Genomic DNA, 12,221 nt, shown 5'->3' with positions numbered 1-12,221 from the left:
CACTAGCCGCCAGCCGGCGCCGTGCGCTGCCCGCCGAGCAAGCGCTTCACCGGCGCGGTGATCCAGTTGACCAGTCGCACAGCGTCATCGAGCACCAGGTAGTTCATCGGGATCAGTAACAGCGTAATGGCGGTGGCGAAGAGGATACCGAAGCCGAGCGATACCGCCATGGGCACCAGGAACTGCGCCTGGGTGGACTTCTCGAAGATCAGCGGCATGAGGCCTGCGAAGGTGGTGAGTGAGGTCAGCAACACGGGGCGGAAGCGTGCTCCGCCCGCCGCGTAGACGGCCTCTCGCACGCTGGCTCCTTCGCGGCGGCGCTGGTTCACGTAATCGACCAGTACGAGGCTGTCGTTCACTACCACGCCCGAGAGGGCCAGCATACCGAGGGCGCTCACAAAGCTCAGCGGCAGGCCCATGATCATGTGCCCGAGCATCGCGCCGATCACACCGAATGGAATCACTAGCATGACGATGAGCGGTTGTAGGTAGGAGCGAAACGGCACGGCCAGCAGCACGTAGATCCCGAACAGCACGAAGGGGATACCCGTGAACAGGCTGCCGAAGGACTCGCGTTGTTCGGCGGCTTCCCCCTCGAGAGAAAAGCGCACGCTGGGTAAGGTGGTGAGCTCGCCAGCAAGCCAGGTGTTGAGATCGGTCTTGATGCCCTCGACGTCGGCGCTCTCCTTGTCAACGTCGGCGGTCACGCTGACCTTGCGCGTGCGATCGACGCGCGTGATGGAGGCAAAACCGCGCCCCTTGCTCGCCAGGGCTACCTCTTCGAAAGGCACCTCGGTCCCGCTCGCCGTGCGAATCGTCATGCTCTCGAGGGTGGCGATTGACTCGCGGTCCACACGCGGGTAGCGCAGGTACACGCGCACCTCCTCACGCCCGCGCTGCACGCGCTGCACTTCGAGACCGAAGAAGGCCTGGCGCACTTGCGAGGCGAGATCCTCCAAGGTAAGGCCGAGGGATTCGACCTGCGGCTTGAGGGCGAGTTCGATCTCCGACTTGCCGGCCTCGAAGTCGTCGGTCACATCGAAGACGCCGGGGTAGGTGGCGAGACGCTCGCGCACCTGCGCGGCCACGACGCGCAGCTCATCGAAGTCCTGGCCCGTGAGCTGCACGTCGATGGGCGCGCCACCGCGGGCGAACTCAGCGCGTAGGTTCAGGTCCTCGGCCCCCGGTATGGTGCCGATACGCTTGCGCCAGCTCGCGACCACATCGCGCGTGGTCGGGCCATCGGGGCGCTGCTCCGCGGGTGTCAGCTCCACCAGCACGCGGGCCACGTTGCTCGCCGAGCCGCTCGGCTCCGTAGAGCCGAAGCCGCCGCCGCCCGTGGCGCCGACGATCTCGTAGATGTGTGTGATCACGCTCTCGCCCGTGGCGGGATCGACGAACTCCTCGCGCAGCGCATCGGCCGCCTCGCCCATGCGCCGGGCGGCTACTTGGGTCACCTCGAAGGAGGTGCCCGTGGGCATGGTCAGGCTGGCGCGGGCGGTCTCGCTCGGCACGCGCGGGAAGAAGACGAAGCGCAGGTTGCCGCTCGCCACGGTGGCGAAGGTCAGCATGCCGAGGGCGACGAAGCTCGCGAGCACCACGTAGCGGTAACGCATCGCCAGATCGAGGAAGGGTTGGTACACGCTGCGCACGAACCACTCCAGGGAGTCGGCGATGCGGCGCTGGACCCGCGTGAGCAGGCCTACGTCGTCATCGCGCATCGCATGCGAGCGCGCGTGCTTGAGATGCGCGGGCAGGATCAGCTTTGATTCCACCAGCGAGAACAGCAGCACGGGAATCACGATCAGGGGAAACTGGGAGAACAGCTTGCCGCGCGCGCCCTCGATGAAAAACAGCGGCGTAAACGCAGCGACGGTGGTCAGCACGCCGAAGGTGACGGGGAGCGCGATCTCCTGCGTGCCACGGATCGCGGCCTGCTCCGGCGGTTCGCCGGCACGCAAGTGGGTGTAGATGTTCTCGCCGGTAACGATCGCATCGTCCACCACGATGCCGAGCACCAGAATGAAGGCGAATAGGCTAAGTATATTGATCGTAACGCCGAAGACTGGCATCAGGGCGATGCCGCCCATGAAGCACACGGGTATCCCTACCACCACCCAGAGGGCGACGGACCAGCGCAGGAACAGGGTGAGCAGGATCAGGATCAGCAGGCCGCCCTGAATGGCGCTCTTGGTGAGCGTGCCCAGGCGCGCCTTCACGATCTCCGAGTCATCATCCCAGACGGTGATCGCCACGCCAGGGGGCAGGGTGCTGGCCGCGCGCTCCACGTAGGCCTTGACGGTGGTCGCGATCTCGATCGCGCTTTGCTCCCCAACGCGGCCGACTTCGATCACGGCGGCACCTTCGCCGTCGAAGGCCGAGGCCAAAGGTTCTTCGCTAAATCCATCGCGGACCACGGCAATCTCCGAGAGCGGGATGCGGGTGCCGTCGGCGCCGCGCACGGTAATGCCCTCGAAGTCGAGGCGCTCGTAGGCCTGGCCCTGCGTACGCAGCACGATGTCACCGCTCGGGCTGCGGATCTGGCCGGCGGCCAGATCCAGGGAGGAGCGACGGATCGCCTGCGCCACTTGTTCGAAGGTCAGGCCATACTCGCGCAGGGTGGTGTCGGAGACCTCGATCGAGATTTCGTAGTCGCGCACGCCAGAGAGGGAGACCTGCGTGATGCCCGGCAGGTTGGCGACGTCGTCGCGCACGCGCTCGGCGAGCTGGCGCAACTCCGCTTCGGGCAGTTCGCCGTGCAGCACCACGTCGACCACCTCGAAGCCGGTCTTCGGGATGTAGATGACCGGCTTCTCGGCGTCGACGGGAAAGGTGCTGATCGCATCGACCTGCACCTTGATCTCATCGAGCACATCCTGCGCGTCGTAGCCGCGGTCGATCTCCGCCGTGACCGATCCCAAGCCTTCGCCCGCCGTCGAGCGCAGGCGCTTAATGCCTTCGATCTCGTAGATCGCCTCCTCGATTTTGATCGTGATGCCCTGTTCCGCCTCCACCGGCGTGGCGCCGGGGAACGGCACGCGCACGTTTACCACGTCGATCTCGAAGGCGGGGAAAACCTCTAGGGGCAAGCTGCGCACGGTCATGAAGCCCGCGGCCAGAATCGTGAACATGAGGAGGTTCGCGCTGACGTCGTTGCGCGCGAACCAGTCGATCAGTCCCTTCATCGAAGGGCGCTCGCTGCCGCGTCGACGGCGGTCCCAGCCGCGGCGCCGCCGCCGCGCCGCGCGGGCGCGACGCCGTCCACGGTGGCCCTGACCAGCGTGCCGTCGGCGACCACGGCAAGCGGCGTGGTGACCACCACGTCGCCGGTGCTCAGGCCTTCGTCGATCACCACCTGGTCGTCCGTGAGCCAGGCGACGTGCACCTGTCGACGCTCCAAGGTGCTCTCGCTGGTGATGGTGAGCAGCTCGTTCGCGCCGCGCAGCGCCTGGCGTGGCAGGACGAAGACCCCGCTGAGGGTGCGTCCTTCAATGCGCGCCTCGACGAACTGACCGACGCGCAGGGGAGGGCGGCCTTCGTTCGCGAGGCGCGCATAGGGGTCGATCACCTCGGCGATGACGAACAGGCGCCGGCTGGCACTGTCGATTGCCCCGTCACTGCGTACCACGCGGGCGGGCCAGCCGTACGTACGGTCACCTAATTTTCCTGTCAGTTCGACCTTCGGTGAGGGGGCGGAGCCTTCGTCGTCGTCGCGATAGCTTCCGGGAAGGTCGACGTAGGCCAGCTGGCGACTAGATAGGGGTAGGCGTACCTCGGCGCGCTCTACGGAGTAGAGCTCAGCGAGGGTCGTACCGACGGCGACAAACTGGCCGATGTCCGCGCTGATCGACAGGACGCGACCTGCGTAGGGCGCGCGTAGCACCGTGCGCTCCAGGTCGACGCGGGCGCGTTCGAGCTGGGCCCGCGCTGATGCGAGGTCAGCGCGGGCTGCGGCGATCTGCGGTTCGCGCAGACCCAGGGGAGGAGCCTCGCGGCCGAGGGCCTTCCAATCGCCTGCCACCACCTCTGCCTCGGCGAGCTCCAACTCGAGGGCAGCCTGGGCCTGGGCCACGGCGGCCTCCGCGGAGGTGACGGCGAGCGTGAAGTTGCGCTCGTCAATGCGCACGAGTACGTCGCCTGCTTCGAAGAAGGCGCCGGCACGAAACTGCTCGGCGACCTCTTCAATGCGTCCAGCCACCTCCGGGATCAGAGTGGTGGCGGTGCGCGGCGAGACCGTGCCGTCACTGAGCAGCTCGATGGCGTACTCGGTGGGGACCAGGCGGGTGGCGTCGACGCTCACCACCGAGGCCGGTGGGGTGAAGCGCTGCGGCTCCGGACGGCCGGCGATCATCGCCTTGGAGAGGAGAAACCCAACCACCAACACCCCGACGGCCAACCCCGCCTTGAGTGCAGCTGATCCCACTTTGCTCCGCCCCATAGGTATCCCCTGATCGCTCTCATGGTTCGCTTCTGCCGCCCGTCTAGGCACGCTGTCGAACATGGATTCGCTAAGTCGGTGACTTCGCTCGAGCTTAAGGGACGGATGTGACGGCGACAGCAAAGATCCGTAAGGAATCGTTTGCCGTCGCGGTGCTTCTTGGGATCACTCGTCCGGATCAGGGTCCGGCGGCGGATCGGCTAGCAGGTCGGCCCAGGCCTGAATCGCCGCCTGCATCTGAGTCGCGTCCGCGTTGCAGTCCGCGCTCCAGCACTGATGGTTGTCCACGGCGAGGCGCTCGACCAGGCGTGAGGCCGCGGCCACCTCAAGGTTGACCAGCATGTTGTCGAGGGTCTGGGCGTGGGCTGTCTCCACCACCGGGTCGGCGAAGGCTGGGGAGGCCGGCCCGCCAACGAAGTGGCAGTTCGAACACATCGCCTCGCCGCGCACCAGCGGCCAGACGGTGGCTTGGAAGGCGGCGATGCTGAGCGCGTCATCGTCCGGCGGTGGTTCGTCCTCCGGCGGCGGCACGATGATGATGCCCACGTCGTCCTCGTCGGGAACCAGGCAATCGGGGCCCATGGCGCTGATCCAGGCGTCCACGAGGGCGATGCCCGCCGCGTCGGCGATGCGCTGGCCGGAGGGCGGCATCTGGCGCGGTCCGCGCTCGGCCATGCGCTGGCGCAAGATCGACCGCGCCGCATCGCCAGAGGCGATCAAACGTGGGTCTTCCACTGCGAGGTCGCCACGCACCGGTGCCACATCGCAGGCACCGATCATGTCCACGGTTTGCTCGAAGCGTAGGTCCAGCGCGCCCGGGGCGCTGCCGCCAGGGCGGTGGCAGCTGGAGCAGTTCACGTGCAGGTAGGCGCGCGCGCGACGGGTCAGGGTCTCCTCCATATCGTCCAGGCGCGGGAAGGCGGGCAGGTCCGTGGCGGGTGCGGGCAGGGGTTCCGTGAACAGGTCGATGCCCTCGAGCGTGGTCAGCTGGTTGGCGCGCCGTGGGCCGTAGGTGAAGAGGCTGTTGAGCTGGGGTGACTCGAGGCCCAGGCTGCCGCCGGCAGGGCCGAGGTGGCAGTCGAGGCACTCGTTCTCGCTCGGGTAGTACCACAGGGGCCCTGCCAAGCCTTCTGATTCTCCTAGGTTAATAATCGCACCGCCGCGCACGCGGGTGGCCGTGCGGGTGAGTGGATCCCAGGCGTAGGTATAGCCACGCAGGCGACCGTCCGTGTGCCTGGCGAGCACGCGCGTCTCCACGGGAGAGCCGTTCAGTTCGAGGGTTTGCAGCAGGACGTAGGTGTCCGGCAGGGTCCAGTCCCCGTTGCCCGTCTCCGGGTCGAGGCCCGCGTCCACGAAGGTGTTGTTCGGCAGGGCGAAGCCTTTGCTGTGCACGGCCTCTTCGGTGAAGCTGTCGACCAGGGTGGCATAGGGGATCACGGCGTTGGCGAAGGCTTCGAAGTCGTTGAGGTCGATGCAGCCCGTGTCCGCCAAGGCGTCGGGCCAGGGGTTGTTCTCGCTCGCCGCGTTGGGCGTCATGCGCAAGAAGCGCCCGGAGGCGATGTCCGTGAGGTACAGCTCGCCTTCGGCGTCCTCGAAGAAGGAGGCCGGGGAGCGGGTGGTGTCGAGCAGGCGTTCTACCGTGTAGCCGCCATCGTCGGCTAGGCTCAGGGCGAGGACGCGACCGCTGACGAAGTCCGCAAAGACGTAGCGACCGACCAGCGTGGGGATGGCGCTGCCGCGATAGACGTAGCCGCCGGTGATGGAGCTGCCGAGGCCCTCATCGTGGGCGTATTCGGCCGTGGGTCTGACCAGGTCGATATCCGTGCAGCCGATCGCGGGGTCGAAGCAGCGCGAGCCCTCGCGGATGCGCCAGCCGTAGTTGCCGCCGCCGACCACCACGTCGATCTCCTCCACCGCATCCTGGCCTACATCGCCGACCCACAGGCGGCCGGTGGCGCCGTCGAACTGCCACTGCCAGGGGTTGCGTAGACCCCAGGCCCAGATCTCCGGGCAGGGCGCCGCGCCGACGCCGCCGGTGGCGCAGGTGGGGTTGTCGGCGAAGGGGTTAGTCTCCGGGATCGTGTAGGGCGTGCCGAAGTTCACGTCGACGCGGAGCATGGCGCCAAGCAGGTTCGTCGTGTCCTGGGCATTGTCTTTGGGGTCGCCAGCGCCGCCACCGTCGCCCATGGCGATGTAGAACAAGCCGTCGTCGCCGAAGCCGATGCGCCCGCCGTTGTGGTTGGTGAAGGGTTGCTCCACAGTGAGCAGCTCGAGCTCACTAGCAGGGTCCAGCGTAAGACCACCGTCTTCGCTCACGAAGCGAGAGATCACAGACGTCAGCGGACCTGCGCCGTTGCTAGTTCGGGTGTAGGAGACGAAGACGAAGCCATTGAGGGCGAAGTCTGGATGGAAGGCCGCGCTGAGCAGGCCTCCTTCTCCGCTCGCGTCGACCCGTGCGGTCAGGTCAACAAACACGCTAAGGCCTGCCGGCGGATCATCCGGCAAGGCCTCGGGGTCGGGCAGGGCTGCGCTGTCGTAGCGGTAAATCAGTCCGCCGCGCTCGACCATGTGCCAGACCGTTGCCGGCGGCGGTGGCATTGCGTCATCGAGGGGTTCGACGGCTGGGGGGCGCAACAGCTGGATCGGGGCGGCGAAGTCGGGCAGGGACGGGAATGCGTCCGTAAGGCCCACGGTGGTGGTCGTGGTCGGCGTCGCGCCCGCGAGGCAGACATCGTTCGGCGGGCGGGTCGTCAGTCCGACCCCGTCGCTTTCGTCGTCGTCGTCTACGATCGTGCCCGTCGCAGGACCCTCGGGCAGCACGCCGTTGACCACGTTGCTGAAGCTCAGGACGATCGACTCCGGGCCCTCCTCGATGTCGTCATCGAGGAGGTCGACGACCACCGTCTGGCTGGTCACGCCGACTGAGAAGGTGAGGGTGCCCATCACGGCGAGGTAGTCCTCGTCCGGCGTCGCTGTCCCCGGATCCACGGAGTAGTCCACCATCACCGGCGCGTCGGGCGTTGCCGTCAGCGTGACCAGGAAGCTCAGGGGGGTGACCCCAGCGCTCGCTTCGTTGGCGCTGGCATCGGCGACCTGCAGCTGGGGGAAGAGGTCGTTGTCGACGATGGTGGCGATAGCGCCAGCCAGCTGAAACTCCGCACCTACTGGATTACTTAGTTCAAGTCGGAAGTTCTCATCGCCCTCGCGGATCTCATCGCCGACCACAGGCACCGACACGGTGGCCGTGGTTTGGCCCGCATCGAAGGTGAGCATGCCCGTGCGCCCGAAGAAGTCGATGCCGGCGGCCGCCGTGCCGTCCACGGTGGTGTAGTCGACCGTAACGGTGCTCTGCGACGCCCTGTCTAGGGTGATCGTGAAGATCGCATCGACGGCGCCATCATCGCCCTCGGTCACCTGGGTCTCTGCAACACTGATCCGCGGTGCTGGCGCGGAAGCATCGCCAGCAACCTGATCCGTGTTGACGGTGCACGCGGTCAGCAAGCTGGCGCTGGCAAGGGTGAGGGCGGCGGCCTTCGCCACCCGATCGGTGGGGATCATCACGCGTCGATTCCAAGTGGGCCTGAGCGCTGACGGTACGGCGCTCACTTGTAGGCGGTGAAGCTGTCTCCCGTCGAAGACACGGGCGCGAACGCCTTACCAGCAGGCGGCGGAGGTGTCACCGCCCGTCGTATCGACGGCGGTTCGCTGGCCTGCCGCGTTGATTGAGAAGCTCGAGCAGATCGCATCGTTTACCTGAGGCCCACCCTCAGTGGGCGTCGCGGTAACCGTAAAGGTGGTGGCGTTGGCGGTCGGAATGGTGAGCGTGTAGTAGCCCGCGTCCGTCACCGGATCGTTCAGCTCCGACATGTCGCCATAGCCGTTGTTCTGCAGGTAGTACTTCTCCTGCTCCGCGGCGACGCGCATCAGCGCAGCGGTGGCGTCGGTGCGGTTGCTGCGCCGGATCTGATTGGTGAAGCTTGGCAGGGCGAAGGCGCCGAGGATGGTGATGATGGACACCACGATCATCAGCTCAGTCAGGCTGAAGCCAGCGTTGTGCTTTCGAGTAATGCTCACGTGAACTCCAGAAGTGGCGTAGGCGAGGTCAGGTAGCGCAGGTCGGCGCGCCGGGGACCTCATCGTGGGCGACGATCTGCGGGCGACCCGTGGCGGGCAGGCGAAGAATGCGAGCGCCCGTGTTGCCGCGCTCGTCGCAGAAGATGATGTCGCCGCTCTGGGCGCCGCCACCGATAGCGCGGGTAAACCCGGAGGAGACATAACTCACGTAGATGGGCAGGCCATCGGCAATCGTCGTGATAGTGCCGCGCAGCCAGACGTCGTTGCGTAGAAGCACGTCGCCTGCTCCTGCGTCGAAGGAGGAGTCGTCGTCTACGTTTACGAAGACCGCATAACCAGTTCCCTCTGAGGAGCAAGCGGGCGCGTCGCTGATCGTGCTGCGGCAGACCGTTACGCGCCTACGCTGCTTGACCGCTTCCGAGCGACCCACGTACAGGGCGCTCAGCAGCGTATTGGTGGCCGCGTTCATGCGACTTGAGCGCACCTGGTCGATGAAGCTCGGCACGCCCACCCCTAACACCAGGGCGGCGATCCCCACGGAGTAAAGCAGCTCGACAAGCGTGAAACCGCGTTGAGTGTTCATGACCTCGAGTGTAGCCAGGCCTTGGGCTGGCGCCGGTTGAGGTGGTTCACAACTTGGACCACCGGGGTTTGCGGTGCGACGTAACCTGTCTTGCGCCCAGGGCAACCGGAATTTCATGTCGCGCGGCTGCGAACAGCGTGGCCTCGCCGCGAATCTCGGCGATCGGACTTGAGCCGCCCGGGGCGCCCGTGCACAATCCCCTCCGCAGCGCGTCAGAGGGTTCTCGAACGAGCCAGGCGGCTAAAAAGCAAGCGATTTTCGGCGCGAAAGGTGGCTGGCGTTGGCCGCCCCAAGTGCCGCCCGGCGACTCGGAATCGGGGACTGGAGTGAGGCACATAAGCGTCGTGTCGCTCGATTTGGACGACACGCTCTGGGAACTAGGGCCGGTCATTCGCCGCGCGGAGCAAACGCTTCAAGCCTGGTTGCGCCAGCGCTACCCGGCGGTGAGCGAGCGATTCTCCTCGGCGGACATGTTTGCCATGCGCCCGCTGATGCTCGAGCGCTACCCCGAGCACCGCCATGACGTGTCGACTCTGCGTCGCGCCACCTTGCGCCATTGCTTCGAGGCCGTGGGCGCACCGCGCGCCGGGGCGGACGACGCATACGGCGTGTTCTACGCGGTGCGAAACGAGGTGAAGCTGTTCGAGGAAGTGCCGGCGCTGCTGGCCTGGTTGAGTGAACGATTCACGGTGGTGGCCTTGACTAACGGCAACGCCGACCTCGAGCGGATCGGCGTGTCGACATACTTCGAGCACGTGGTGACGGCCGCGAGGGCGGGGGCGTCGAAGCCGGATCGGGCGATCTTCGAGATGGCCAGGGCGGCCTGCGGGGTGCCCGCATCTCAGGTGGTGCACGTGGGCGATCATCCCGGCGCTGACGTGGCGGGTGCTCTGGGGGCTGGCATGCACGCGGTGTGGTTCAACCCCGCGGGCCACGCCTGGCCTCAGGACATAGAGGTGCGACGGCACCCGAACCAGGCGCATCAGGAGGTGCGGTCTCTGGCGCAGCTGCGGGCATTGCTGCAGCCTGCGGCGAGAAACGCTGCCACGACGGAACAGACTGGGAGAGGGTAGGGGTTTGGCAACCAACATTCTGGCAGAGGATCGGCCGGCGAGCGTCGCGGCGCCGCAGGCGCTCGAGGTCGCCATCAAGCGCGCCCTGGGCTGGCTTGATGACAACCAGGAAGACGGTGGTTACTGGGTAGGCATGCTCGAGTCGAACTCGTGTATCGAGGCCGAGTGGCTGCTCGCCATGCACTTCCTCGGCATCGACGATGGGCCCAAGCGCGACGGTTTGGTGCGCGCTCTGCTGGCAGAGCAGCGCGAGGACGGCTCCTGGGAGACCTACCACGAGGCGCCGCGGGGCGATATCAACGCCACAGTGGAGAGCTACGCCGCCCTGCGTGCATGCGGCTTCGCAGCCGATGATCCTGTCATCGTTCGCGCCCGCGAGTGGATCTTCGCCAACGGCGGCCTCGGAGGCCTGCGCGTGTTCTCTCGCTACTGGCTGGCGCTGATCGGTGAATGGCCGTGGGAAAGCACCCCGAATCTGCCTCCCGAAATCATCTTCCTGCCGAGCTGGATGCCCTTCAACATCTACAACTTCGCCTCCTGGGCACGGGCGACGATGTTGCCCCTGAGCGTGCTGTGCGCACGGCGTTCGAGCCGACCGCTGGCGGCGCAGTCGCGCCTCGATGAGCTATTTCCGAACGGCCGCGACGATTTCGACTACCGCATGCCCAACACCAAGTCAGGCTCGTGGCGCGAAGTATTTCTAAAGGCAGACCGGGCGCTCCACGCCTACCAGAACTTCGGTATCACGCCCGGGCGCAGTGCGGCCATACGGCTGGTGCTCGACTGGGTGGTGAAGCACCAGGATCAGGACGGCGCCTGGGGTGGTATCCAACCGCCCTGGATCTACAGCCTGCTGATGCTCTACGAAGAGGGCTACTCCCTAGAACACCCGGTGCTCAAGCGCGGCCTCGACGCCCTCGACTCGCACTGGTCCTACGAGCGTGAAGGGGCGATCTACATCCAGGCCTCGGAGTCGCCCGTTTGGGATACGCTGCTGTCGCTGCTCGCCATGCAGGACTGCGAGTGCGATTACGCCGCGACGCCATCCATGCAGCGCGCCGTGGAGTGGGTGCTGGAGCAGCAGGTGCGGGTGCCTGGCGACTGGAGCGTCAAGGTGCCGAACGCGACGCCGGGCGGCTGGGCCTTCGAGCGCGCCAACCTGCACTACCCGGATATCGACGATACGGCCGTAGCGCTTATCGTGCTCGCGCGCCTGCGCGGCGCTTACCCGGATCAGGCGCGCCTGCAACGGGCGATCGACGATGCGGTGGGCTGGACTCTGGCCATGCAGTCATCGAACGGTGGCTGGGCAGCCTTCGATAAGGACAACGATCACGAGATCCTCACCCAGCTGCCCTTCTGCGATTTCGGGGAGGTGCTCGATCCTCCCAGCGTCGACGTGACGGCCCACGTGGTGGAGGCCCTAGGTTTGCTTGGCATGGATCGCCGGGAACCCGCGCTGGCCAAAGCCCTCGACTACATTCGCCGCGAGCAGGAGCCCGACGGCAGCTGGTTCGGTCGCTGGGGCGTGAACCACATTTACGGCACGGCCGCCGTGCTGCCGGCGCTAAAGGCCGTAGGTGAAGATATGCGTTCGGTCTACGTCGTGCGGGCGGCCGACTGGCTGGTGCAAACCCAGCGCTCTGACGGCGGCTGGGGCGAGAGCTGTGCCTCGTACATGGACGCGCGTTCCCGGGGCAAAGGTGAGAGCACGGCCTCGCAAACTGGCTGGGCCCTGATGGCCTTGATCGCCGCCGACAACCGCCGCTACCGGGAGTCGATTCAGCGCGGCCTGGACTACCTGACCCTTTCACAGCTCGACGAGGGCACCTGGGACGAGCCCCACTACACGGGGACTGGCTTCCCCGGCTACGGCGTTGGCGCGCGGCGTGATCTCGACCAGAAAGGCCAGAAGCTCGAGCGGGAGCTGCACCAAAGTACCGAGCTTGGCCGTGGTTTCATGATCAACTACAACATGTACCGCCACTACTTCCCGCTCATGGCGTTGGGAAGGGCGCGGCAGTACCTGGCCTCGCTGACCTCTTAGGCGACC

The 12,221-nt window shown here is 66.4% G+C and carries 7 protein-coding genes; 2 read left to right on the top strand and 5 right to left on the bottom strand.

Annotation, left to right across the window (positions count from 1 at the left end; all coding sequences use genetic code 11):
- Positions 1–2: 2 nt before the first annotated feature.
- The 5 genes from AAGA68_04695 to AAGA68_04675 all read right to left on the bottom strand — a co-directional run bounded on the left by AAGA68_04695 (position 3) and on the right by AAGA68_04675 (position 9,095).
- On the bottom strand, positions 3–3,185 hold the full coding sequence (locus AAGA68_04695; protein MEM9384335.1) for an efflux RND transporter permease subunit: 3,183 nt from the start codon (positions 3,183–3,185) through the stop codon (positions 3–5).
- Positions 3,182–4,423 carry an efflux RND transporter periplasmic adaptor subunit gene (locus tag AAGA68_04690; protein MEM9384334.1) on the bottom strand — a complete coding sequence of 414 codons (1,242 nt, stop codon included), beginning with the start codon at positions 4,421–4,423 and terminating at the stop codon, positions 3,182–3,184. The genes AAGA68_04695 and AAGA68_04690 overlap by 4 nt, the downstream gene beginning before the upstream one ends.
- 180 nt (positions 4,424–4,603) lie before the next feature.
- Positions 4,604–7,996, bottom strand: a complete 3,393-nt coding sequence (locus AAGA68_04685; protein ID MEM9384333.1) for a PQQ-dependent sugar dehydrogenase — start codon at positions 7,994–7,996, stop codon at positions 4,604–4,606.
- Positions 7,997–8,092: 96 nt separating this feature from the next.
- Positions 8,093–8,512 carry a type IV pilin protein gene (locus AAGA68_04680; protein ID MEM9384332.1) on the bottom strand — a complete coding sequence of 140 codons (420 nt, stop codon included), beginning with the start codon at positions 8,510–8,512 and terminating at the stop codon, positions 8,093–8,095.
- A 28-nt stretch (positions 8,513–8,540) separates the two neighbouring features.
- Positions 8,541–9,095 carry a GspH/FimT family pseudopilin gene (locus AAGA68_04675; protein ID MEM9384331.1) on the bottom strand — a complete coding sequence of 185 codons (555 nt, stop codon included), beginning with the start codon at positions 9,093–9,095 and terminating at the stop codon, positions 8,541–8,543.
- 326 nt (positions 9,096–9,421) lie between these two features.
- Between AAGA68_04675 and AAGA68_04670 the strand changes: the two genes are divergently transcribed.
- Positions 9,422–10,168, top strand: a complete 747-nt coding sequence (locus AAGA68_04670) for an HAD-IA family hydrolase (GenBank protein ID MEM9384330.1) — start codon at positions 9,422–9,424, stop codon at positions 10,166–10,168.
- 4 nt (positions 10,169–10,172) lie between these two features.
- Positions 10,173–12,215: a squalene--hopene cyclase gene (shc, locus tag AAGA68_04665; GenBank protein MEM9384329.1), complete on the top strand. Its 2,043-nt coding sequence runs from the start codon at positions 10,173–10,175 to the stop codon at positions 12,213–12,215.
- Positions 12,216–12,221 lie beyond the last annotated feature (6 nt).

Source organism: Pseudomonadota bacterium, assembly GCA_039193195.1.
GTDB lineage: Bacteria > Pseudomonadota > Gammaproteobacteria > Steroidobacterales > JBCBZW01 > JBCBZW01.
This window is presented reverse-complemented; position numbering and strand designations above follow the sequence as displayed.